General features: G+C 60.7%; 22 protein-coding genes, 1 pseudogene and 1 riboswitch. Of the genes and pseudogenes, 9 read left to right on the top strand and 14 right to left on the bottom strand.

Annotated features, from left to right (window positions below; all coding sequences use genetic code 11):
• Window positions 1-7: 7 nt before the first annotated feature.
• The 4 genes from LZG00_06370 to LZG00_06355 all read right to left on the bottom strand — a co-directional run bounded on the left by LZG00_06370 (window position 8) and on the right by LZG00_06355 (window position 3743).
• The gene (locus LZG00_06370) at window positions 8-1000 is read right to left on the bottom strand and encodes a branched-chain amino acid ABC transporter permease (GenBank protein MCF3593620.1); all 993 of its coding nucleotides are present in this window, start codon (window positions 998-1000) and stop codon (window positions 8-10) included.
• A gap of 8 nt (window positions 1001-1008) precedes the next feature.
• Window positions 1009-1713, bottom strand: a complete 705-nt coding sequence (locus LZG00_06365) for an ABC transporter ATP-binding protein (protein MCF3593619.1) — start codon at window positions 1711-1713, stop codon at window positions 1009-1011.
• A complete protein-coding gene (locus tag LZG00_06360) occupies window positions 1710-2477 on the bottom strand; it encodes an ABC transporter ATP-binding protein (protein ID MCF3593618.1) in 768 nt (255 codons plus the stop codon). The genes LZG00_06365 and LZG00_06360 overlap by 4 nt, the downstream gene beginning before the upstream one ends.
• A 66-nt stretch (window positions 2478-2543) precedes the next feature.
• Entirely contained in the window at window positions 2544-3743 is a 1200-nt protein-coding gene (locus tag LZG00_06355; GenBank protein ID MCF3593617.1) for a substrate-binding domain-containing protein, read from the bottom strand.
• A 98-nt stretch (window positions 3744-3841) separates the two neighbouring features.
• Between LZG00_06355 and LZG00_06350 the strand changes: the two genes are divergently transcribed.
• Window positions 3842-4447, top strand: coding sequence for a LuxR C-terminal-related transcriptional regulator (locus LZG00_06350; protein MCF3593616.1), 606 nt, complete (start codon window positions 3842-3844; stop codon window positions 4445-4447).
• A 48-nt stretch (window positions 4448-4495) separates the two neighbouring features.
• Here the strand turns inward: LZG00_06350 and gcvP are convergent, their stop codons facing one another.
• From gcvP to LZG00_06330, 4 genes are all read right to left on the bottom strand, one after another.
• The gene (gcvP, locus tag LZG00_06345; GenBank protein MCF3593615.1) at window positions 4496-7327 is read right to left on the bottom strand and encodes an aminomethyl-transferring glycine dehydrogenase; all 2832 of its coding nucleotides are present in this window, start codon (window positions 7325-7327) and stop codon (window positions 4496-4498) included.
• A gap of 117 nt (window positions 7328-7444) precedes the next feature.
• Complete coding sequence (gcvH, locus tag LZG00_06340) at window positions 7445-7804, bottom strand: glycine cleavage system protein GcvH (protein MCF3593614.1); 360 nt, start codon at window positions 7802-7804, stop codon at window positions 7445-7447.
• A 23-nt stretch (window positions 7805-7827) separates the two neighbouring features.
• The gene (gene gcvT / locus LZG00_06335) at window positions 7828-8952 is read right to left on the bottom strand and encodes a glycine cleavage system aminomethyltransferase GcvT (protein MCF3593613.1); all 1125 of its coding nucleotides are present in this window, start codon (window positions 8950-8952) and stop codon (window positions 7828-7830) included.
• Window positions 8953-9124: 172 nt separating this feature from the next.
• A riboswitch (glycine riboswitch) is annotated at window positions 9125-9215 on the bottom strand.
• Between the two features lie 82 nt (window positions 9216-9297).
• Complete coding sequence (locus LZG00_06330) at window positions 9298-9762, bottom strand: Rrf2 family transcriptional regulator (protein MCF3593612.1); 465 nt, start codon at window positions 9760-9762, stop codon at window positions 9298-9300.
• 209 nt (window positions 9763-9971) lie between these two features.
• Between LZG00_06330 and LZG00_06325 the strand changes: the two genes are divergently transcribed.
• Window positions 9972-10556, top strand: a complete 585-nt coding sequence (locus tag LZG00_06325; GenBank protein MCF3593611.1) for a gamma-glutamylcyclotransferase — start codon at window positions 9972-9974, stop codon at window positions 10554-10556.
• A 114-nt stretch (window positions 10557-10670) separates the two neighbouring features.
• Here LZG00_06325 and gltX read toward each other — a convergent pair whose 3' ends face one another.
• Together gltX and LZG00_06315 are read right to left on the bottom strand one after the other, a co-directional pair.
• A complete protein-coding gene (gene gltX / locus LZG00_06320; GenBank protein MCF3593610.1) occupies window positions 10671-11993 on the bottom strand; it encodes a glutamate--tRNA ligase in 1323 nt (440 codons plus the stop codon).
• Window positions 11994-12150: 157 nt separating this feature from the next.
• Window positions 12151-13083 (bottom strand): lytic transglycosylase domain-containing protein, encoded by a 933-nt coding sequence (locus tag LZG00_06315; GenBank protein ID MCF3593609.1) that lies wholly within the window; start codon window positions 13081-13083, stop codon window positions 12151-12153.
• Between the two features lie 173 nt (window positions 13084-13256).
• Between LZG00_06315 and LZG00_06310 the strand changes: the two genes are divergently transcribed.
• Window positions 13257-14609 (top strand): hypothetical protein, encoded by a 1353-nt coding sequence (locus tag LZG00_06310; GenBank protein MCF3593608.1) that lies wholly within the window; start codon window positions 13257-13259, stop codon window positions 14607-14609.
• Window positions 14610-14627: 18 nt separating this feature from the next.
• On the opposite strand, the gene LZG00_06305 is transcribed toward LZG00_06310, so the two are convergent.
• Window positions 14628-14801: a hypothetical protein gene (locus tag LZG00_06305; GenBank protein MCF3593607.1), complete on the bottom strand. Its 174-nt coding sequence runs from the start codon at window positions 14799-14801 to the stop codon at window positions 14628-14630.
• A gap of 174 nt (window positions 14802-14975) precedes the next feature.
• On the opposite strand from LZG00_06305, the gene gatB reads away from it, so the two are divergent.
• Window positions 14976-16490, top strand: coding sequence for an Asp-tRNA(Asn)/Glu-tRNA(Gln) amidotransferase subunit GatB (gatB, locus tag LZG00_06300; protein ID MCF3593606.1), 1515 nt, complete (start codon window positions 14976-14978; stop codon window positions 16488-16490).
• A 93-nt stretch (window positions 16491-16583) separates the two neighbouring features.
• Here gatB and LZG00_06295 read toward each other — a convergent pair whose 3' ends face one another.
• Complete coding sequence (locus LZG00_06295; GenBank protein MCF3593605.1) at window positions 16584-17153, bottom strand: hypothetical protein; 570 nt, start codon at window positions 17151-17153, stop codon at window positions 16584-16586.
• 157 nt (window positions 17154-17310) lie between these two features.
• On the opposite strand from LZG00_06295, the gene LZG00_06290 reads away from it, so the two are divergent.
• The 4 genes and pseudogenes from LZG00_06290 (at window position 17311) to LZG00_06275 (ending at window position 20791) form a co-directional block, all read left to right on the top strand.
• Entirely contained in the window at window positions 17311-17724 is a 414-nt protein-coding gene (locus LZG00_06290; protein MCF3593604.1) for a CopD family protein, read from the top strand.
• A gap of 8 nt (window positions 17725-17732) precedes the next feature.
• Window positions 17733-18203 carry a thioesterase family protein gene (locus LZG00_06285; protein MCF3593603.1) on the top strand — a complete coding sequence of 157 codons (471 nt, stop codon included), beginning with the start codon at window positions 17733-17735 and terminating at the stop codon, window positions 18201-18203.
• Between the two features lie 106 nt (window positions 18204-18309).
• The gene (locus tag LZG00_06280; GenBank protein ID MCF3593602.1) at window positions 18310-20313 is read left to right on the top strand and encodes a hypothetical protein; all 2004 of its coding nucleotides are present in this window, start codon (window positions 18310-18312) and stop codon (window positions 20311-20313) included.
• Between the two features lie 253 nt (window positions 20314-20566).
• Window positions 20567-20791: pseudogene (locus tag LZG00_06275) on the top strand (DUF4177 domain-containing protein).
• Window positions 20792-21012: 221 nt separating this feature from the next.
• Here LZG00_06275 and LZG00_06270 read toward each other — a convergent pair.
• Window positions 21013-21267 (bottom strand): BolA family transcriptional regulator, encoded by a 255-nt coding sequence (locus tag LZG00_06270; GenBank protein MCF3593601.1) that lies wholly within the window; start codon window positions 21265-21267, stop codon window positions 21013-21015.
• Between the two features lie 192 nt (window positions 21268-21459).
• On the opposite strand from LZG00_06270, the gene LZG00_06265 reads away from it, so the two are divergent.
• Window positions 21460-22083, top strand: a complete 624-nt coding sequence (locus tag LZG00_06265; protein MCF3593600.1) for a J domain-containing protein — start codon at window positions 21460-21462, stop codon at window positions 22081-22083.
• 154 nt (window positions 22084-22237) lie between these two features.
• Here LZG00_06265 and msrB read toward each other — a convergent pair whose 3' ends face one another.
• Window positions 22238-22720, bottom strand: coding sequence for a peptide-methionine (R)-S-oxide reductase MsrB (gene msrB / locus LZG00_06260; GenBank protein MCF3593599.1), 483 nt, complete (start codon window positions 22718-22720; stop codon window positions 22238-22240).
• Window positions 22721-22731: the final 11 nt, after the last annotated feature.

Below are 22731 nucleotides of genomic sequence, written 5' to 3'. Positions count from 1 at the left end.
GAGCCATCTATTTCACCGCCGGACGCAAGCCGCTCGGCCGCCACATCAAAATTGCCATCATCAGGATCATGTTTGAGGCCAGCGCCAGTTTCGGCGCGAGATAGCCGATGTAGTTCGCCGTCAGCCCGACAATGATCGCCCCCAAAAGCGTGCCTTCGATTGAGCCCAGCCCGCCAATGATGACGACGATGAACACCACAATCATCATCTCGCCGCCCAGCGCCGGGGTGATCACGGTCACATACCCCGCCCACATCGCCCCCCCGAGTGCCGCCAATGCCGAGCCAAGCATGAACACCCCGATGAACAACCGGTTAATCTTGAACCCCAATGCTTCGACCATCTCGCGGTTCTCAACGCCTGCGCGGATCAACAGTCCAACGCGCGTGCGGTTGAGCAGAACCATCAACCCGACAAACGCCGCCAGCCCGAGACCAAAGGCAAAGACGCGGTAAATCTCGATGCTGACATCGCCAATGATCCACGCCCCTTCAAGGAAAGTCGGGCGCGGCACGATCAAAGGCGTGCCGCCCCAAACGGCCAGAATGATCTCTTCCGACACAATCAGCGCACCCATGGTAATCAGGATCTGACGCAGGTGGTCGCGATAAACCGGGCGAATGATAACCGTCTCAAAGAACAGCCCCGCCGCCAGGCCAAAGGCAAGCGCCCCCAGAAGGGCAAGGCCCAGCGCAGCCGAGGCCAACCAGACACTATCGCCGCCAAGCCAGCCGCCAAGCGCCGCCAAAATGCTGGCCGCGATGAAGGCACCGAAGCTGACAAATGCGGAATGGCCAAAGTTCAATACATCCATCAAGCCAAACACAAGGCTCAGCCCCGAAGCCATCAGGAACACCATCATCCCCATCGAAAGCCCCGCAACGGTCAAAGTGACCCAAGACGAGGGCGCGCCGATCAGAACGAAAGCAATTGCGGCAAGGGCGAGCGGCAACAGGTTAACGCCACCATACCGGCCAAGCGTTTCAGAGAGCTTATCCATAAATCCCCTCATGCAGACAGACCCAGAAGCTGGCCCTGCAAATCAGTATCGGCGGCAAAATCCGCCATTGAACCGTGATGCACCACCCGGCCATCCTCGATCACGGCCATGTCGCGCCCCAGGCTGCGGGCAAAGTTAAAGTTCTGCTCGACCAGAAGGATCGTCGTGCTCTGGGCAATCTCACGAAACGCCTCGCCCATGGCCGCAACGATGGAAGGTGCCAAGCCCTTGGTCGGCTCATCAATCAGGATCAAGGCGCGCGGCTCGATGATGGCGCGCGCCACGGCAAGCATCTGTTTCTGCCCGCCCGACAGGCTCCACGCCTGCTTGCTCCAGAATGTTTCAAGCGCCGGGAACAGGTCGTAAATACGTTGCAGCCGGGTTTGATCAAACTTACCCTTCTCGGTGGCAAGCACCAGGTTTTCCTCGACCGTCAAACCGCCGAATATCCCCATATTTTCGGGAACATAGGCGATCCCCTTGCGGGCAATATCTGCCGTTGCCAGCCCCGAAATATCCTGCCCCTGAAAGGTGACAGATCCCGGCGAGGGCTGCCAAAGCCCCATGATCGAACGCAGCGTGGTCGTCTTGCCCGCGCCATTGCGCCCCAAGAGAACAAACACCCCGCCCTCGGCCACATCAAAGCTGACACCATGCAGCACGGCATATTGTCCGATATCGGTCTTCATCTCGCTTACGGATAAAAGCGTCACGCCGTTTCCTCCGTCGCGGTGCCAAGATAAACGTCGCGCACGATCTGGCTTTGCATCACCTCGTCGGGCGCGCCATCCGCCAGCAATTCACCGTTGTGCAGCACAATGATGCGGTCGGCCAGCGCACGCACCACGTCCATCTTGTGTTCGACCAGAAGCACGGTCTTGCTCGGGTCCGCCTTGATCTTCGCAATCAGCTCCAGAACGGCAGGCGCCTGATCCAGAGACATGCCCGCGGTCGGTTCGTCAAACATGTAGATATCAGGCTCCATCGCCATCAGCAGGGCAACTTCCAGCTTGCGCTGATCGCCGTGTGGCAGAGCCGAGGCCGGCATATGCGCCTTGGCGCCCAATTGCGCGGCGTGCAGGTATTCGTCAGCCTTCACCGTCAGATCAGTCAGCCGATGCGCCGGGCGAAACAACCGCCAGCCATCACCGGCGCGCGCCTGAACCGCGAGCCGGATGTTTTCCAACACTGACAGTTGTGGAAACAGGTTGGTCAACTGAAAGGCGCGCCCCACACCATGGTGCGCACGCGTTGACGGCGACATGCCAGTGAGGTCGATCTCACCCTTGTGCACGGTTCCGCCCGATGCGGCCAACTGCCCTGAAATAAGGTTGAAATAGGTCGTTTTGCCCGCGCCATTCGGCCCCACGATCACGGTCGTTTCGCCCGGATGGAACGCACAGGAAACCTGATTGACCGCAACATGACCGCCAAAACGGATCGTCAGGTCAGTGGTGGTAAGAGAAGGCTGGGACATGAAATTCGCTTGCAATCCTAAGTGGCCCCCGGCCCACCCAGATTTTGGGCGGGCCGGAGCGCGCTATCAGTTGTTGTTGCGACCGATCGGGATGTTCATCTCATCCGCTTCGATGATCCGCACCAGATCGGGAATCGCCCAATCGACGTTGTCATCCACACGGATCTTGAAGTGCACCATGGATTGCAGCGCCTGATGATCCTCGGGGCGGAAAGTCATCATCCCCTTCGGGGTGTCCCATGACATGCCTTCCATCGCGGTGATCAAGTCTTCTGTCTCATAGCTTTCGGCAGTTTCCAACGCCTTGACCACGGCCAGAGCAGCCGACATGCCGCCAGCAGTGAAGAAGTCCGGCGGGCTGTCGAAACGCTTCTGATGCTCTTCAACCAGCCAGTTGTTGATCGGGTTGTCATAGGCCTCATAGTAATAATAGACCGCGCCCTCCATACCGGGGAACCGCTTGTAGGTCGGCAGAACCGGCAGGATGTGACCACCCATCGAAATCTCGATGCCGTGACGCGACGGGTCCATCGCCTGAATCTTGCCCGGCGCATCGCCACCCCCGGCAATATAAACCAGAATGACCTTGCGGCCTTCATGGTCTTTCAGTGCATTGAACAGACGCTCGGCGGGGGCGGTGAAATCGGCAGTACCCTGCGGCACATACTCTTCACTCACAACCGTCGCACCGCTCCCTTCCAGCGCCGCCTTGAACGCGGTGATGCCATCGCGACCAAAGGCGTAATCTTCGGCCAGAGTGGCAACAAACAGGTTTTCATCCGGCTGAAGCGCCAACGCCTGCGCCTGCATGTCCATCGACGAGTTGCGCGATGTCTTGAAGACATAGCGGTTGCTATCCGGCCCGGTCAGGCTGTCGGCCACGGCAGGCTCGACAATCAGGATCTTCTCGTATTCCTCTGCAATCGGCAGCATCCCCTTGGTCACCCCAGAAGAGGTCGCACCCACCGCCAGCAACACGTCATCGTCGCCGTAAGCTTCGGCCAGAACGGCACGCGCCACATCCGGCTTGAACTGCGTGTCCTTGATGATCACCTCAATGGGGCGTCCCTTGATCTCGTTGGTGCCCTTGGTGGCATATTCCAGGCCCAGCTCGAATCCGGTCTGTGCCTGTTTCGAGAACGCTTCAAAGCTCGATCCCGACAGGCCGTGCACCAGCGCTATCTTGATCGGATCCTGCGCCCAGGCCGCACCCGCTAGAGCGATAGACGTGGCTAGAGTAGCGGCGAACCGCGTAAGTGTTTTCATGATATCCTCCCATATCGGACCAAGGCGCAATTGCGCACACCTGACCCGTCGTTTATGTGTAGAGTAGCATCCAAGACATGACAGGTTGAGGCAAGAGCGTGGAAATACGTATCGACGAATGCTATGAAGAAGGCCAGTTTGCCGAGCTTGCGTTTACCTATGCGCCCGTGGGTCTTGTGATCACCGAAATGCGCGTGATCCGCGATTGCAACATCGCCTTCGCCAACATGTTCGGCTATACCCGAGACGAGCTGCGCAATCATTTATTTTCAATGCTTTACCCCTCGGACGAAGAGTTTGTGAATATCCGCGACCGTGGCGTGAAACAACTTCGCGAAACCAACCGCTATTGGGATGAACGGATCATGGCACGCAAGGATGGCACGCTGTTCTGGTGCCGGGTGCGCGGCCATTCCTTCACCCCCGACAACCCGCTGGCCCGCGCCGTGTGGAGCTTTGCCGACCTCAGCGCCGAGCGCCCCTATTTCCCACTGACTCGCCGTGAACGCGAAATCCTCAGCCACCTGTCGGACGGGCTGACCAGCAAGGAAATCGCCCTGCAACTGGACATCTCGTATCGCACGGTCGAGGTCTACCGCGCCAAACTTCTGCGCAAATTCGGCGTGAACAATACCAGCGGTCTGTTCCATTCCCTCGGCGGGATCGACGGCGATCACGTGGTCTCGGCATCCGGCAAATCCTGACCGGCCCCGCTGCCACGCTCTCACCTACGCGTTGAACGGCTGATTACCCTACTCTGCCGCCTCGCCATAGGCTTCCATTGGCGGGCAAATACACATCAGATTGCGATCCCCCCAGGCATTGTCGACCCGGTTCACCGGCGGCCAGTATTTGTCGACCCGGAAAGCCCCCGGCGGGAAACAGCCCTCTTCGCGGCTATAGGGTCGGTCCCATTCCTTGACCAGGTCTTCCATCGTATGCGGCGCATTCTTCAGCGGATTGTTGGTCGCGTCCATCCGGCCTTCCTCAATCGCGCGAATTTCCTCGCGGATCGACAGCATCGCATCGCAAAAGCGGTCCAACTCGGCCTTGGTCTCGCTCTCCGTCGGCTCGACCATCAAGGTTCCCGGCACAGGGAAACTCATCGTCGGCGCATGAAACCCGTTGTCGATCAACCGCTTGGCAATATCATCCACCGTGACGCCCGCGCTGTCGGCAAAGGGGCGTGTATCAAGGATGCACTCATGCGCCACGCGCCCGCCCGGCCCCTTGAAGAGAACGTCAAACGCCCCTTCCAGCCGCTTGGCGATGTAGTTGGCGTTCAAGATCGCCACCCGCGTCGCCTGGGTAAGCCCCTCGCCGCCCATCATCAATATATAAGCATAAGATATCGGCAAAACCGAAGCCGACCCATAGGGCGCCGCGCTGACCGCGCCGGATTTTTCGGGCAAATGCGCGATCAGATGTTCTTTCACCCCAATCGGCCCCATGCCCGGCCCGCCGCCGCCATGCGGAATAGCAAAAGTCTTGTGCAGGTTGAGATGGCTCACATCCCCGCCCAGATCACCCGGACGGCTCAACCCCACCATGGCATTGAGATTAGCACCATCAATGTAAACCTGCCCGCCATGCTCATGGGTAATCTTACAAACTTCGATCACCGTTTCCTCAAACACGCCATGTGTACTGGGATAGGTGATCATACAGCCCGCCAGATTGTCAGAGTGTTTCTCGGCCTTGGCGCGGAAATCATCCAGATCGATATCGCCATTCGCCGACGATTTCACCGCCACCACATCCCAGCCCACCATATGCGCGCTCGCCGGGTTGGTGCCATGCGCACTCACCGGAATGAGACAGACCTTGCGATGCCCCTCACCCCGGCTCGCATGATACGACGAAATCGTCAACAGCCCGGCGTATTCCCCCTGCGCCCCCGAATTGGGTTGCAGCGAAAACCCGTCATAACCGGTAATCTGGCACAGCTTGTCACTCAGATCTTCAAACAGCGCCTTATAACCCAGCGCCTGATCCTCGGGGCAATACGGGTGCATCGTGGCAAATTCGCGCCAGCTGATCGGCATCATTTCCGCCGCCGAATTTAGCTTCATCGTGCATGACCCCAGCGGAATCATCGCCCGATCCAGCGCCAGATCGCGATCCGCCAAACGACGCATATAGCGCATCATCTCGGTCTCGGCGCGGTTCATATGAAACACCGGATGGGTCAAAAATTCACTTGTGCGATGCATCGCCTCCGGTACCCGGTATTCCGGCGTGTAATCGTCATCCGCGCGCACAATCCCGAACGCCTTCCAGACGCTCTCGATATCGTCCGAACGCGTCGCTTCATCCATCGCAATACCAACGCGCGTTTCGCCCACCGCGCGCAGGTTCACCCCCTCATCCACCGCCGATTTCATCACCGCCGCCTGAAGCGGCCCGACATCCACCGTGATCGTGTCAAAGAACACCTTCGGATCAACCTTGAAGCCGTTTTCTTCCAACCCCTTGGCCAACCGCACGGTCTTGCGGTGAATCCGCTGGGCAATCGCCTTGAGCCCCTTCGGCCCGTGGAAAACCGCATACATCCCCGCCATCACCGCCAAAAGCGCCTGCGCGGTGCAGACGTTGCTGGTCGCCTTCTCGCGTCGGATATGCTGTTCGCGGGTCTGAAGCGCCAGCCGATAAGCGCGGTTGCCATGGCTGTCGATGCTGACCCCGACAAGCCGCCCCGGCATCGCCCGCTTATGCGCGTCGTGACACGCCATATAGGCCGCATGCGGCCCGCCGTACCCCATCGGCACGCCAAACCGCTGGGTATTGCCGACCGCGATATCTGCCCCCATCGCGCCTGGTTCTTTAAGCAGCGTCAACGCCATGATATCCGCCGCCATAATGGCGATACCTTTGTTTTCATGAAGCTTTTCAATATGCGACGTGAAATCTCGCACATGCCCATAAGTGCCGGGATACTGAAACACCGCGCCAAACACTGCGCGCGCGTCCATCTTGTCCGGGTCCCCCACGATCACCTCAATCCCCAAAGGTGCCGCGCGCGTCTTAATCACTTCGATGTTTTGCGGGTGACAATCGCGATCCACGAAAAACGCCTTGGCTTTCGATTTTGCAACCCGCTGCGCCATGGTCATCGCCTCGGCGCAGGCCGTGGCCTCATCCAAGAGCGACGCATTGGCAATTTCCAACCCGGTAAGATCGCTCACCATGGTCTGGAAGTTCAACAACGCCTCCAACCGGCCTTGCGAAATCTCCGGCTGATAGGGGGTATAGGCGGTATACCAGGCCGGATTTTCCAAGACGTTGCGCTGGATCGCGGGCGGTGTGACCGTGCCGTAATAGCCCATGCCGATCAGCGATTTCAAAACCTTGTTCTTGCCCGCTGTCTCGCGCATGAAATGCAACAGCTCGCTTTCCGATTTCGCCCGCCCAAATTCCAGCGGCGCGCTCGCACGGATCGCCTTGGGCACCGTCTCATCGATCAGCGCATCCAGACTCTCAACACCCAACACCTCAAACATCGCGTCCATCTCTTCGGGGCTTGGCCCGATATGGCGACGGTTGGCAAAATCATATGGCAAGTAATCGGTCGGTTCGAACGGCATCTCATATCTCCCGGGGACCGCGGCATCGCACGCCCCTGCTTCATCTTTCAGCAAATACTCTCGCCGAAGGCGTCGCGGCTTTTCGCGAACATTCATGCCTCCGGCCGACAGCCCCACTCAGCCGATGAAATCCTTGTACTCGGCCTCGTCCATGTAATCGTCCATCGGGCTCAGATCCGACGCCTTGATCTTGAAGAACCATGCATCGCCCATCGGATCTTCGTTGACCTTGCTGGGTTCGTCCACGATGGCACTGTTCACCTCGACGATCTCACCATCCAGCGGCGACAGAATATCGCTCGCCGCCTTGACGCTCTCGATCACACAGATCTCTTCGTCCCTGGTCACTTCCATGCCCACCTCGGGCAGTTCCACGAACACCACATCGCCCAATTGCTCGCTGGCATGTTCGGTAATGCCCACCACGATCAGCCCATCTTCCTCGCGCAGCCATTCGTGCTCTTCGGTAAATTTCATGTCAATCTGTCTCCTGATTTCGCTCAACGTTTATAATTTGCCGGTGTAAACGGCGTCTCAACCACCAGCACGGGCAAACGCTTGCCACGTACTTCACCAAAAAGCCGGGTGCCCGTTTCTGACAACCCGGTGGGCACATATCCCATCGCCATCGGCGCTTCGATGGTGGGGCCATAGGCCCCCGAAGTCACTTCGCCAATCGCCTCGCCGCCCGCTTCATCCGCAAAAAGCAGCGTATGCGCGCGCATCGGCGCACGCCCTTCGGGGCGCAAGCCTACGCGACGGCGTGCAGCACCATTTTCCAACTCATCAAGAATGCGCGCCGCTCCCGGAAAGCCGCCCTCACGTGCGCCACCGTTGCGCCGCACCTTCTGGATGGCCCACTCCAATCCCGCCTCGACCGGGCTGGTGGTGGTGTCGATATCATTGCCATAAAGGCACAAGCCCGCCTCAAGACGCAGCGAATCGCGCGCGCCAAGGCCGATCGGCTCAACACTGAAATCGCTCATCAACCGCCCGGCCAGCGCGGTGGCGCGCTCAGCGGCAACAGATATCTCGAACCCATCCTCACCGGTATAGCCCGAACGTGTGATCCATAACTCGCCAAAGAACGACCCATAGACCCCCACATCCATAAACCGCATGTCCTTAACATCGGGCACGATTCCCGCCAGAACTTCCGCCGCATCCGGCCCCTGCAACGCCAACAACGCGCGGTCGGTGATCTCTTCCACCTCACAGCCGGGCAAGGCCTCGCGCATATGGGCAATATCGGCCGCCTTGCAGCCTGCATTCACCACCACGAACAGATGATCCCCGCGATTGGCCACCATCAGGTCATCTGATATCCCGCCATTCTCATCAGTGAAGAAAGCATAGCGTTGCCGCCCCTCAGGCAGATCCAAGATATTCTGCGGCACAAGCGTTTCAAACGCCTCGGCGCCGTTGCCCTTGCCGTCCTTGGGGCGCACGATCACCTGGCCCATGTGGCTGACATCAAAAAGCCCTGCTGCCTCGCGGCAATGCAGATGCTCTTTCATCACGCCCATCGGATATTGCACCGGCATCTCATAGCCCGCGAATGGCACCATCTTGGCGCCCAGTTCCACGTGCAGATCGTATAGGCATGTGCGTTCAAGATCCGCCATCACCGGTCTCCCCTTCTCAGGCCGGAAGGGTCGGCTTTTCTGCGAAAAACCCCGTCCGGCATCACGTCACACGCAGATGACTCTGCGTGCCTGATGCCCCCTCTGTCCCTTCGCCTGAGATCGCTATCCCTTCGGCGCCCCGGTCTGGTGCCGGGGTCTCTCCAGAGTGTCGAAGGCAGGATCGGTCCCTTGCGCCTGAGAGTTTCCGGGGCGGTTGCTCCTTCGGCACCGACGTATCACGTCGGTTCTCCCGAACCTGCTGTCCGGCACACGCTAGTATACCGCAACACCCTCTGCAAGAGCCCGGATCGTCAATTTGCATGGCCCCGTTTCGGGCAGATTGCGTCAGGCCGCCGTCGCCCGCTCACGACCACAAGGGATCGCTGCCATGATCGCCTTCAAGGGATCATTGTCACAAACCAGCGCATCAAGCGTCACCCCGTCAAGATGCGCATAAAACGCCTCCGCCGCGTCCTGAATGGCCAACCGCAACCGGCAGGCATCGGTCAACGGACAGGTATTGTCGACATCGGCAAAACACTCGGTCAGCGGCACATGACTTTCCATCACCCGAAACACTTCGCCAATGATGATTTCACTCGCGGGCCGCCCCAACTCGATACCGCCATTGCGGCCGCGATGGGTCCGCAGATAGCCCAGTTGCCCCAACTGGTTGACCACCTGAGCGAGATGGTTCTCGCTGGTATTGCAACACTCGGCGATCTCGGATTTGGTGGCCAACCGCCCGCCGTTCACCTCGCAGAACATCAGAACGCGAATGGCGATATTGGTTCTCTTGGTGATCCGCATGATGCCGGTCCCCTGCCGCTCGGGCATTTCGGTATGATGTCGACGCATTGCGATAAGTCTGAACGTCTTCACCATCGTTAAGTTTCCTGTGCCCCGGAAATCAGACCGCATTGCAATCCACTCTCAGAACACCTCAAAAGGTGAACCGATCATGCCTATTTTACGCGCTTTCGGTTTGACATGTATCAAGGCATCGTCAAATTTATGCCATGCTCGCTTCTGAAACCGCTTATTTCTTTGGTTATGGTTCACTTGTGAACCTCTCCACGCATGGATTCAGCGATGCCCACCCGGCCCGCGCACGCGGTTGGCGGCGCGCCTGGCGCCACACCGATCTGCGCCCGGTGGCTTTCCTCACCGCCGTGCCTGACCCCTCCTGCACCATCGACGGCATGATCGCCCACGTCCCCGGCAATGACTGGGCCGCGCTTGATCTGCGCGAACATGCCTACGCCCGCGTGCACGCTCAAAACAATGTCGAGCACGCTCTCGATCACAAACCCAACGTGGCAATCTATGCCATCCCACCCGAGGCCCATGGCCGCCCCGACGCCGCTCACCCGGTGCTGCTCAGCTATCTCGACGTTGTGATTCAGGGCTATCTCAAAGCCTTCGGCGAAATCGGCGCGCAAAGGTTCTTTGACACCACGTCCGGCTGGGACGCCCCGGTGATGAACGACCGCGCCGCGCCGCTCTATCCCCGCCATCAGGTGCTAAGCACGGACGAGCGCAGCTTTGTCGACGACGCCCTGAAACGCCTCGCCGTCACCCTGATCGCACCGCACCCGGTCTGACCCCGCCCTTCATCATTCCAAAAATACTCAAATCCGCCAGTCAGGCGCACGCCGCCGCAACCTGCCATTCCACGCGGGTCCACCCCGCCCAAAACCCCGGTTTCAGCGGCTGCTTCAATCCTTGGCCCGGATCACCTGCAAAAGCGGCAAGAGCGCGCCCATGTCCGGGCCGTGCTCCATACCCGTCAGCGCCTTGCGCAGGGGCATGAACAGCCCGCGCCCCTTGCGCCCGGTGGCCTCTTTCACAGCCGCCGTCCAATTGCGCCAGGTCTCCGCGTCATGCGGCCGATCGGGCAACAGCGCCAGCGCCTCGGCCACAAAATCCGCATCCTCCGCGTCGATCTGTGGCACCGCTCCATCGCGGCAGAGCGCCCACCATGCCGCAATGTCGGCGCGGGTCTGAATATTCTCGCGGATCGCGGCCCAGAACGGCACCGCCAGCGCCTCGGGCACACCGGCATCCGCAACGTCCCCGGCCACCTCGTCCAGGTCTGCACCATGCAACAGCCTGGCACTCAGCGGCCCCAGATCGGCCTCGTCGAACTTGGTCGGCGCGGTGCCGAACCGGGCGATATCAAACCCGTCGATCAGCGCCCCCATGTCATTGCGCAGTTCCACCGGATCGCTCGACCCAAGCCGCGCCATCAGGCTTAGTAGCGCCATCGGCTCGACGCCCTGCGCGCGAAGATCACGCAACGACAGCACACCCAGCCGCTTGCTCAGAGCCTCGCCCTGTGGCCCGGTCAGCAGGCTGTGATGCGCGAAATTCGGCACCTGGCCGCCCAAGGCCTTGATGATCTGAATTTGCGTCGCCGTATTGGTCACATGATCCGACCCACGCACCACATGGGTCACGCCCATCTCGGTGTCATCCACCACGCTGGCCAAAGTATAGAGCACCTGTCCATCCGCCCGGATCAACACCGGATCAGACACCGAGGCCGCATCAATCGAGGTCGCCCCGCCGATGCCATCCTGCCATTCGATCCGCTCCTGATCGAGCTGAAAGCGCCAATAGCCGCCGCGCTCTGCGCGCAATTGCGCCTTTTCGTCTTCGCTCAACGCCAGAGCGGCCCGGTCATAGACCGGCGGCTTGCCCATATTGAGCTGTTTCTTGCGCTTGAGGTCCAACTCGGTCGGGCTCTCGAAACACTCATAGAACCGCCCCATCTCGCGCAAACGATCCGCCGCCGCAGCATAGCGATCAAGCCGCAGCGATTGTCGCTCAACCCGGTCCCAATGCAGCCCAAGCCACGCCAGATCCTCCTTGATCGCGTCGACGTATTCCTCTTTCGAGCGTTCGGGATCGGTATCGTCAATACGCAGGATGAATTCGCCACCCGCCTTGCGGGCGATCAGGAAATTCATCAGGGCGGTGCGCAGGTTACCGACATGGATATATCCTGTGGGCGACGGGGCAAAACGTGTCGTGACCATGAAAGGCCTCCTTTGGGTCTCGACCTGCCCTTTCCCATGAAGTGCGCGTATTGTCCAGAATTGAGACCCCAAAGGATGCGCATTCTGCGCGCCTTTCCTATCTCCGGCCCTGTCGTAAGCCCAGACTCCGGCCCAATCTCTGGCCCAATCTCTGGCCCTATCCCTCGCGCTTCGCCGCCAACCCATCGGGGCGCTCGCGGGGCCGCATGGACGACAGCGGTTTGCAATAACTCTGCGCTTTCAGCCACCCTGCCATATCGCGCCGCTTGGCGGCTGAACGCATCGGCCCCCAATCGGCTGACACACCGCGCCAGCGCCGTTTGCTGGATTTTGTATAGGCATGGATCACCCCGTCGCGCGGTACCGTTCGCGCCATGATCCGAATGGCACAGCTCAGATTGGCCGAACCGTTCTTGAGCGCATCGCCACTGCGCGCGTGGCACTTATATAGCCGCGCTGTGGATGGCAGAATTTGCATCAGCCCATACCAAAGCCCACCCCCGCCCACGGCGCGGGGCTTATATGTACTCTCATGTTTGGTCAGCGCCGAAATAAAGCCCACCCAAAACGCCGCTCTCTGATCATGCGATGCCTGCGGATAGGCCGGGCACCAATCAAGAATATCCCCCGGCACCATCTTGACCAACGGCTGTCCGTGATCGCCAAGTGCCGCCAGAGCCGATCGGGTCCAGAGCGTCGCCTCGGGGCGATGCGACCAGCGGGCTCTCGGCACGGCCTCCTTGCGCGCCTTCGGGCGCACCGGCGCGGGGCCGAGACTGACCTGCCGCAGTGCCGTCGCGCTTGTGGTCTCGCCGTCGGGGTCTTCGCCCGTAAGCGGTGCAATCGCCGCTATGGTCGCAATCTCGGGTGTGGCCACAGTGCTCGTCATCGGCTCCGCCGCCTCCGCTGCCGCCTCGGCCACGACCATCCCGGCAGTCAGACTGACCAGCCCGACCCCGAAAACCAACGTCAAGACAATAGCCTTTCGCCGCCCGCCCGCAATGTCGTCGGCACGGCTGCATCCTTGCGCTAACGCGCCCGGTTTATGATCCCCCCAGAACATCGCGCCATCAAAATCGATTTTGCCCATAATAGCAACAACCTGGCGTATTCGCCTGATCCATCGGCTGACCTTTGCCAAGGCGCCCTGCCGCGGCATCGCTCCGGCAATGCCCCTGAAAACCCTGACACGCGCCGAATTTTGGCCCGAATGCACAGGCACAAAGGCCCACGTTACCCGACTTTCCCATTCCGGAGGCACCCTTGAAACTTCCTGCCGCCCTGTCCAAGACCCTGTCCAAGTCCTTGCCCACCGCATTGCCTCATAAGCTTTCGCAGGGTCTGGCGACGCTGCCCGTGCTTTGCAAACACAAGCGCGCCAAACAGCGCCGCAAGCTGGCGGCGGCACTGCGATCGGGGGCGCGGCTTGACGAAGAACTCGTTGCCCGGCTTGATCGCCAGTTGATTCTGCCCACCGCCGATGAAACCGATGAAGAAACTTCGCGCGCCGCGGTTCAGGATTATGGCCAGTTTCTGGTCCGACAGGACCGCTGGGAAGAGCTTTCGGCACTGATTCACCAGGTTGACCATACCCGCCGCGCCACGGCCTGCGCGATGTCACACACCGAACTCTTGTGCTTTGGCGCGCGCGCCGACGTGGTTCAGGCCGCCGAAGACGCCATCTGCGATGGTTCCAATCCCTCGCTCGAAGGCATCGAGGCGTTCGAGGAAATTCTGCTCGAATACCCCGACGATTATGCCATCGCGGTGATCGTCGCACTGGCCCATATCGACCTTGGCTGGGCCTGGCGCGGCGGCGACTGGCCACATGAAATTCCCGAGCGTAATCTCATGCTGTTCGAGGCACATTTCGATCGCGCTGCGGCGATTCTCGAACGGTTTGACAACATCGTGCCCAAGGCCCCGCTTCTGGCCTCTGCGCGCTGTGCGCTGCTGGCCGGTCGCCCCCTTCCGGCGCAAAATCTTGCCGACGAATATGAAGCCCTGATTGCGCTCGACCCGGTCAATCCCCGCCCGATGCGTGCGCTCGGCCATCATCTGTTGCCGCGCTGGCATGGCTCTTACCAACAACTCGACCTCGAAGCCCGCCGCACCGCTTCGCGCACCACCGAAACCTGGGGCAGCGGCGGCTACACCTGGGTGTTCTGGGATGCGCTGGCAATTGATCCCGGTGCCGCGCGGATCGTTGACCTCGATTTCTTCATCGACGGCATGCGCGATATTCTGGCCCAGGCGGTGGCGTCGGGCGCCGGACAGTATCACGCCAACCTGATGGCCGCCTATGCCGCCATTACGATGGATCCGGGCGCGCTCCCCGAAACCGCCCCCGACATCACCCGCGATCTGCGCACCCGTCTGCATGGCACGCTCGACTGGATCTTGTCGGACTATCTCTATGAATTGCACCCGCTGGTCTGGGCGCAGGCGGCGATGGGCCATGATGCTCATGCCCCGCTGCCCATGCGCAAAACCCTCGTGCGGCGCGGTCGTCTCACCGCCCGGCGCACCATCGCGCGTCACTTCGCCGATGAAATCCTCAAAGGCACCACCATTGCCTTCTCGCCCCACGGATTGCGCTTCTTCAGCCCCTCTTGAGAACTCGAAACGGATGGCTCACGAACAACTGCACCAGCCGTTTTCGGATACCCCAATCACCTCTTGTCCCACGGCCAGCCAATAGCCCGGGTCGGTAATATCCGTGCTCTCCGATCCCGGCAGCGCCGAGGCCCCTGCCGTCAAAACGGCAACGGCCAAGGCAACCAGCATGATCCACTGATGAAATCGCATTGTAAAATCCCCTTCTTGTAATACCGGTATTTCAACACGCCTCTGCGCCCCGCAACAGTCTGGAATTCCCTTCCTTCTGGCCTCTTTTGTTCCCCACAAGCCCTCTCTGCCCTCTTGCCCCGCTCCGGCCCCTGCCCTAGAAGACGAACCGTTGCGATGAAGGAAAAACGCGCCATGCTCGATCTCACCTACGAAGCCCCCAAGCCCAAGGTCATTTCCGGGGCCAAGCACGACTGGGAACTGGTGATCGGACTCGAGGTGCACGCACAGGTCTCCTCCAACGCCAAGCTCTTCTCCGGCGCCAGCACACAATTCGGCGCCGAGCCGAATTCGAACGTCGCCTTTGTTGACGCCGCCATGCCCGGCATGCTGCCCGTCATCAACGAATACTGCGTCGCGCAGGCGGTGCGCACCGGCCTTGGCCTCAACGCCGAAATCCACCTCAAATCCGCCTTTGATCGCAAGAATTACTTCTACCCCGATCTGCCCCAAGGCTATCAGATTTCCCAGCTTTACGAACCCATCGTGGGCGAAGGCGAAATCCTCGTCGATATGGCCCCCGGCATTGCGCGCCTGGTGCGGGTTGAGCGGATTCACCTCGAACAGGATGCGGGAAAATCCATTCACGACATGGACCCCAACATGTCCTTTGTCGATCTCAACCGCACCGGCGTCGCCCTGATGGAGATTGTCAGCCGCCCCGACATTCGCGGCCCCGAAGAGGCGGCGGCTTACGTCGTCAAACTGCGCCAGATCCTGCGTTATTTGGGCACTTGCGACGGCAACATGCAAAACGGCAACCTGCGCGCCGACGTCAACGTCTCGATCTGCCGTCCCGGTCAGCATGAGAAATACATGGAGACCCAGGATTTCTCGCATCTCGGTACCCGTTGCGAGATCAAGAACATGAACTCCATGCGCTTCATCCAAGCCGCGATCGAATACGAGGCCCGCCGTCAGATCAAAATCGTCGAAGGTGGCGGCACCGTTGATCAGGAAACCCGCCTCTACGATCCCGACAAGAACGAAACTCGCTCGATGCGGAGCAAGGAAGAGGCGCACGACTACCGCTATTTCCCCTGCCCCGATCTCTTGCCGCTTGAGATCGAACAGGCTTGGGTCGATGACATCAAGGCCTCGCTGCCCGAACTCCCCGACGCCAAAAAGGCCCGCTTCATGGGCGATTATGGCCTTACCGAATATGACGCCTCGGTGCTGACCGCCGACACCACCTCGGCCGCCTATTTCGAACAGGTCGTCGCCGCCAGCGACGATGGCAAACTCGCCGCCAACTGGGTCATCAACGAGCTGTTCGGCCGTCTCAAAGCGGATGAGAAAGACATCAGCGATGCGCCACTATCGCCCGAACAACTCGGCGGCATCATCAAGCTGATCAAATCCGACACCATCTCGGGCAAGATCGCCAAGGACGTGTTTGAAATCGCCTACACCACTGGCCGCGACCCTGCAGAGATTGTTGAGACCGAAGGCCTCAAGCAAGTCACCGATACCGGCGCCATCGAAGCCGCTTTGGACGAAATCATCGCCGCCAATCCCGCACAGGTCGAAAAAGCCAAGGTGAACCCGAAACTCGCAGGCTGGTTCGTCGGTCAGGTGATGAAAGCCACGGGAGGCAAGGCCAACCCCAAAGCAGTCAACGATCTGGTGGCGCAGAAGCTCGCGCTCTAATTCCGCCAACGGGCAGTCAGCCGCCCTTCAGACCCGTGAAGGGCGGCGCATTACCCCGCCGACCTCCCCGATCAAGGTCAGGCCCTGCGCCAATCACGCCGTCACAATCTCCCTCTTGCCGGGCTCTTGCGCTGCCTCATTGCGGTCAAGACTCCCTGCCGCCCGCGCCATGATCCCGGCCAGCGCAGCCCCCATGAGCGCCGCCTCATCCTGTCCAGTTTCATCCTGTCCGGCCTCATCCTGTCTGGCCTCATCCCGTTCGGCCTCATCCTCGCGCCGCCGCGCCGCTTCGGCGCAGGCCATGCTGCCCGTCACCCCGGCCACCGCCAGACGCCCGATCATCTCTGGCGCAAGGTCCGGCCCGAGCAAGCCATAGAGCGACGGCAGCAACTCATAAAGCTCGTCCACATCCCCATCCGTTCGCGGCGTCAGAATCATCGTCGTCAGCGCCGGATTGCGCAGTTCCGCCGTCAAGGCCACCGAATGGCTCAGCCGCCCCGCAATCCGTTCGCTCATCACCACAAGATCCATAACGCCCAGTTCGGCATAGGCCATGCCGTGCTCCACCGTCTCCGCCGTAACCACCTGAAACCCGCGCTTGAGAAGCGCAATCGTCATACCCACCTGCGCGTCGCGGTCTTCGTTCAATACCAATGCCTGCATGGGGTGTCCCTCCATCGTTGTTCACCATGTGTTCTAGATCCGACGCTAATCCCGAACCTGTAAAAATTTACTTAAACCTGTCGCAGATTTCTTCGCCCCATCTGCGGATAAAATCGGCCCCCTTGAACCCCGCCGCGCAATCCGCCAAACACCCGGCATGGACTGGATCAAAATCATACATATCCTCTGCGTCATGGGCTGGATGACCTCGGTCTTCGCCGTGCCGCGCGCGCTGATCTTCTGGAAGCGCGAATTCGCCGCCTCGAACGCGTTCGGCCCCACCGGCGACCTGACCGTGCGGCTCTACCGCTTCTCGGCCATGCTGGCGGTGATCGGCGTGGCAACCGGCCTCTATATGGCTTGGGCGATATGGGATTTCGCCCCCTGGACCCATATGAAAATCGGCCTCGTCACCCTGCTTGCGCTGCACTACATCTGGACGGGCCGATTGGTCGCGCGTGCCAAACGCGGCGTATTTCGCGAATCCGACCTCTTCCTGCGCATCTTCAACGAAGTCAGCGTCATCGCCACAGTCGCCATCCTCTGGGTGGTCGTCGTCAAACCATTCTGAGACCCGATATGAGCAAACCTTTCCTCTCCCAACCGATGACACTTGAGCCCGAATGGATCGACTATAACGGCCATCTCAACATGGCCTATTACAACGTGCTCCTTGATCGCGGCGTCGATGGCATCTGGCATGAAATCGGCTTTGGCCCCGACTATTCCCGCGAACGCGGCCTGACCACGTATTCGGCTGAATATCACCTGCGCTACCTGCGTGAAATTCACCTCGGCGACAGCGTCCGCGCCAGCTTCCAGATCCTCGACCACGACGCCAAGCGCATACATTTCTATCAGGAACTGATCCACTCCGACGGGTGGGTCTCGGCCGTCGGCGAGGGCATGATGCTGCATATCGACCAATCCGGCCCGCGCGTCGCGCCAATGCCCCCCGACATCCTCGCACGGGTCGAGGCGCTGGCAGCCAAGCACCGCGAGCTGCCCATACCGGAAACCGTCGGCAAACCCATCGGCATCCGCAGATAAGGCGGGCATCCCGCGCCGCTTGCGCACGCCCGCGTCGCTCAAAACTTGATCTAAAGCCCCTCTCGCGCCTAAGCTGCCCCCAGCATCCCGCACGAAGGCCGCTCCGTTGTTCCCCAAGTCCATCAAAACCGGCCAACTCCTCGTCGCCGTTGCCGCGGCCGTTTCCAACCCCACCAGCGTTTTTATCGGGCGCGCCGCGCTCTCCGCCCTCAGTCTGCTCAGCGAGGAAATCACCGCCCGCAATCCCGCCCTCAACCAACTCGCCACCGAGATTGAGCGTGATTTCAACCGCGAACTGGCCAAACCCGCCTATGACAAGCCCGACGATGCGCGCCTGCTTCTGCCCCAGATGCTTGAAGTATCTGCCGCGCGCATGGAGTTCGCCCATCACGGGCTCGATTCCGGGCGCATCCTCGACGATCTGATCGACCGGCTCGACAGCCCCGACTATCGCCCCGAACACATCCGCGCCTTCCGCCGCCTTTTGGCCCCGATTCTCGCCACGATCTGCGACGATCCCCGCCTCAAAACGGCCCTCGACCCGGCCCTCACCCGCATCCAGATGCAGCGCCAGCAGGAACAATCGAGCCAGATCGAAGCCATCCTCGCGCGCCTTGGCGGCATCGAGCAGGCCCTCGATACCCCTTCCGCCCTCGCGCACGCCGATCTCTCTGCCCTCGCTGCCCGTTTCGGCGCGCCCGCCGGGGCCGATCCTGCCACGCTTATTGAGTTTCTCACTGATAAGGCTGACGAATACCGCCTCTACCGCGATCAGATCGACAGCCTCGATGATCGCGTCAGCGAAGTCGCCTCCCTCAAATCCCAAGCCCTCACCGCCGCCGAGCAGCTCGATTTCGATGCCGTCGAAGACATCCTCGCCGCCGTCACCACCACCGAGGCAACGCTCTTTGCTGAAACCACCCTCGCGCGCGCCCAAAACGCCCTGATGCGTGGCCGTGCCGAACAGGCCTTCACCCTGCTCAGCGCCGCCGCTGATGCCTTTGGTGCGGTCTCTCCCCTGCAACCGCCGCAGCGCCGCAATCACTATGCCAGCCTCCTGCTCGCCCATGGTCAACGCTACGGCGGCACCGCCCTCACGCTTGCTGCGCAAATGCTCGAAACCGGTGCGGCCCAGGCGCAGGCAACCGACCAGCCCGATCTTCTCGCCGCCTGTCGCCAGAACCGCGGCATTGCCTTGCATAATCAGGCGAAGTTCACCGCCCATGCCGACGGCACGGCCCTTCTGACCGAGGCGGTCGCGGTGTTCGAATCCGCCCTCACCGGCTATGATCGCACCCGGTCGCCCGAGGAATGGGCCACCGTTCAACAAAACCTCGGCGCCGCCCTCAACACGCTTGGCGCGCGCACCGCAGGGGATGCGGGAATCGCCCATCTCGCGCGCACCATCACCGCGTTTGAGGCTGCGCTCGATGCCCGCGACCGCGCCAATGACCCGTTGGACTGGTCACGCCTGCAACAGAATCTCGGGGTCGCGCTCAAGGCATGGGGCGAACGGCTCGATGGCGCGCCCGCCGCTGCCGCCATGGTCCGCTCCGTCACCGCGTTCGAGACCGCACTCGGCCCGGTCAACCCTGACGACCACCCCGATGACTGGGCCACGATACAACTCAACCTCGGCAATGCGCTCACCGCGCAGGCCGAACATGCCGAAGGGGACATGCGCATCGCCCTGCTGGCACGCTCCGAATCCTGTTTCGAAGCGGCCCTGCGCATCTACACCCAACGCGATCACCCGATGGATTGGGCGTTGGTGCAGATCAATCTCGGCAACGCCCGCGCCTTTCAGGCCGCAATCGGCACAGATCCCGAGACCGCATTTCCCCGCGCCCAAGCCGCCTATCAATCCGCCCTCGAAATCTATGACGAGGCGCACCATCCGATGCTCTGGGCCATGGCCGAGGAAAACCTCGCCTATCTTCACGACGATTGGGCGACCAAGGCCGAGGGCGACGCGCAAAGCCACCTGCAAATCGCGCTGACCTATGTGGAAAACGCGTTGCGCGTCTATGATCCCGAACATTCCAGCCAGGATTACGAGACCGCCATCAAACTGCGCGACAGCATTCGCGCCCGCCTCGCGCAAGCCTGACAATCGACCCAGTTACCAACCTGACACCAATCTGATTTTTCGTTGCCCAACCGCGCGTCCAGGTAACTGTTTGCGCCGCCCCACCATACGCCAGCGTATGTCATACGCCCGACAGCCAGACAGCAGCCACAGATCACCCCCACAGTCTCGCTCCCGGATAACCGTTAACCCACCGGGACGCCTCGTTAACCCTCTCTTTCCTTACCCGCTTCGCCTTGATATGAAACGACGAATTTCAGATAGGATCGCGACCATGGCGCAGTATGAATACAAGGTTGTCCCGGCCCCGCGAAAGGGCCAGAAAGCCAGAGGATACAAAACCCCCGAGTCGCGTTTTTCCTTGGCTTTGCAAGAAGTTATGAACCAACACGGCGCCGAGGGCTGGGATTATCTGCGCGCCGAAACGCTGCCCAGCGATGAACGCGCGGGCCTCACCGGCAGCCAAACGGTTTACCGTGATGTGCTGGTCTTCCGCCGCCCCCGCACGCAAGAGACCGCTGCGGTTAACCCGCCCGCGATAGAACATTTGCCCGACGACGCGCCCAGCGCGCCCCCCGTTCATAACACCGATTTTCAAACCGCCCGCACCGACACTGACTCCACACCCCATCCCGCCCCGCCGGTCTACGCCGAAAACGACACGAGCGCCGACACAGAACACCAGGATGATGACGACGCCGAAACGCCGCCCCGCTCGGTCTAACCCAGATCCAGCGATAGCGCGTGAATAGAGCTGACCAGTTCGGCCCCCAGCGCCTTATTCACCGCACGGTGGCGCGCCACACGGCCCATCGCGGCAAGCTCGGGCGCGCGCAGGCGTATCGCAAAATGGCTCTCGCCTGATCCATCATCACCAGAATGCCCCGAATGACGCGAAGATTCATTCACAATTTCAAGCTCCTGCACTTCGAACGCCGCTTCTAATGCGGCCCGCATCTCATCTGCTTTCGCCATTTTCTGCCCCCTAGACCTGTTTCAAATAAATCTCGCTTGCGCAGGTTTCACCCTATTGTCGTTTGGCCGCAATATGTCAAAATACCCGCGCCGCAAAAGACCCGGCATGTTTCGCGCGCAAGCTGCGATGGAGCTTGAACTCCAGGTGGTTTTGGCTAAACTCACGGGTCCGAGTCGAAAAGGTGTTTGATCATGAGCAAATCCGATCCCTTCGGTTTTGATATGTCCGTATCATCGGCCAAAAAGCGCAACCCGCGTGGCCGTCGCGGCATGTCGGGCGCGTCCGAAACCTCGAATCGCGTCTGCCACATGGAAGGATGCGATGAACCGGGCAAATACCGCGCGCCGCGGGCCCCGGATGTGCTGGATGAATACCTCTGGTTCTGCAAGGATCACGTGCGCGAATACAATCTGAAATGGAACTTCTTTGACGGCACGACCGAAGCCGAATTGAACGCCCAGATGTCCAAAGACAAGGTCTGGGAGCGCCAGACCAAGCCGCTCGGCGATCCCGAGCAGCGCGCATGGGCCCGGCTCGGCGTGGAAGACCCGCACCAGATTCTCGGCGCCAATGCCACGCAGAACCCCGGCAAGGGCGGCACAAGTCAGCGCCGTCTGCCGCCGACCGAACGCCGCGCAGTCGACATTCTCGAAGTAAAAGACAACGCCACCAAAGCCGAGGTGCGCAAGGCTTACAAGGCGCTGATCAAGGTATTGCACCCCGATATCAACGGCGGCGACCGCTCGCAGGAAGAACAACTGCAAGAAGTTGTCTGGGCCTGGGATCAGATCAAGGTCAGCCGCAACTTCAAATAAGCCGGGTGATTTGCGCGCGGCCCTGCGCCCGCTAATATGGGCTACCGGAAAAGCATAGGGGCGGGAATCACCCGCCCTTCAAACCGCCCAGAAGACCTGGCGCAAACCACCGCGCGCAGCCGTTAACGTTGCTTCAGCATTTTGCGCCACACTCTCACGCGGGCTTGAACACCAGGCTCACGCCATTGATACAGTGCCGCTTGCCCGTCGGTTTGGGGCCATCATCAAAGATATGTCCCAGATGCGAACCGCATCGACGGCAATGCACTTCCGTATGCACGCCCCATATCGTGCGATCCGGCTGGGTTGCCGTCGCCTCGGGCAACGCCTGCCAGAAACTGGGCCAACCGGTGCCGCTGTCGAATTTATGTTCCGAGCTGTAGAGCGGCAGGTCGCACCCCCGGCATTGATAGACACCCTTGTCATATATTTTATCGAGCGGCGACGAACCGGCACGCTCGGTCCCGGCCTTGCGCATCACCTTGTATTCCAGCGCGCTCAGCATCTTGCGCCACTCGGCGTCGGTGCGTGTCACCTCGAACGCGGCCTGCGCACGCGAGTTCACGCCCGCCACCAACAGCGCCCCTCCGGCCAGAGCAGTGCCTAACATAAAACGCCGGTTCATATGAGTAGTCATTGGCCTTCTCC

This window comes from Rhodobacteraceae bacterium LMO-JJ12 (genome assembly GCA_021555075.1).
GTDB lineage: Bacteria > Pseudomonadota > Alphaproteobacteria > Rhodobacterales > Rhodobacteraceae > JAKGBX01.
The sequence above is the reverse complement of the archived record's forward strand: the minus strand, read 5'-3'. Positions and strand labels throughout refer to the sequence as shown.

What these genes read in the sequence shown, in the direction of transcription:
- LZG00_06370 (MCF3593620.1), bottom strand. Translation starts at nt 1,000, where the DNA reads ATGGATAAGCTCTCTGAAACGCTTGGCCGGTATGGTGGCGTTAACCTG.
- LZG00_06360 (MCF3593618.1), bottom strand. Translation starts at nt 2,477, where the DNA reads ATGTCCCAGCCTTCTCTTACCACCACTGACCTGACGATCCGTTTTGGC.
- LZG00_06355 (MCF3593617.1), bottom strand. Translation starts at nt 3,743, where the DNA reads ATGAAAACACTTACGCGGTTCGCCGCTACTCTAGCCACGTCTATCGCT.
- gcvP (MCF3593615.1), bottom strand. Translation starts at nt 7,327, where the DNA reads ATGCCGTTCGAACCGACCGATTACTTGCCATATGATTTTGCCAACCGT.
- gcvH (MCF3593614.1), bottom strand. Translation starts at nt 7,804, where the DNA reads ATGAAATTTACCGAAGAGCACGAATGGCTGCGCGAGGAAGATGGGCTG.
- gcvT (MCF3593613.1), bottom strand. Translation starts at nt 8,952, where the DNA reads ATGGCGGATCTTGAACGCACATGCCTATACGATCTGCACGTGGAACTG.
- LZG00_06330 (MCF3593612.1), bottom strand. Translation starts at nt 9,762, where the DNA reads ATGCGGATCACCAAGAGAACCAATATCGCCATTCGCGTTCTGATGTTC.
- LZG00_06325 (MCF3593611.1), top strand. Translation starts at nt 9,972, where the DNA reads ATGCTCGCTTCTGAAACCGCTTATTTCTTTGGTTATGGTTCACTTGTG.
- gltX (MCF3593610.1), bottom strand. Translation starts at nt 11,993, where the DNA reads ATGGTCACGACACGTTTTGCCCCGTCGCCCACAGGATATATCCATGTC.
- LZG00_06315 (MCF3593609.1), bottom strand. Translation starts at nt 13,083, where the DNA reads ATGGGCAAAATCGATTTTGATGGCGCGATGTTCTGGGGGGATCATAAA.
- LZG00_06305 (MCF3593607.1), bottom strand. Translation starts at nt 14,801, where the DNA reads ATGCGATTTCATCAGTGGATCATGCTGGTTGCCTTGGCCGTTGCCGTT.
- gatB (MCF3593606.1), top strand. Translation starts at nt 14,976, where the DNA reads ATGCTCGATCTCACCTACGAAGCCCCCAAGCCCAAGGTCATTTCCGGG.
- LZG00_06295 (MCF3593605.1), bottom strand. Translation starts at nt 17,153, where the DNA reads ATGCAGGCATTGGTATTGAACGAAGACCGCGACGCGCAGGTGGGTATG.
- LZG00_06290 (MCF3593604.1), top strand. Translation starts at nt 17,311, where the DNA reads ATGGACTGGATCAAAATCATACATATCCTCTGCGTCATGGGCTGGATG.
- LZG00_06285 (MCF3593603.1), top strand. Translation starts at nt 17,733, where the DNA reads ATGAGCAAACCTTTCCTCTCCCAACCGATGACACTTGAGCCCGAATGG.
- LZG00_06270 (MCF3593601.1), bottom strand. Translation starts at nt 21,267, where the DNA reads ATGGCGAAAGCAGATGAGATGCGGGCCGCATTAGAAGCGGCGTTCGAA.
- LZG00_06265 (MCF3593600.1), top strand. Translation starts at nt 21,460, where the DNA reads ATGAGCAAATCCGATCCCTTCGGTTTTGATATGTCCGTATCATCGGCC.
- msrB (MCF3593599.1), bottom strand. Translation starts at nt 22,720, where the DNA reads ATGACTACTCATATGAACCGGCGTTTTATGTTAGGCACTGCTCTGGCC.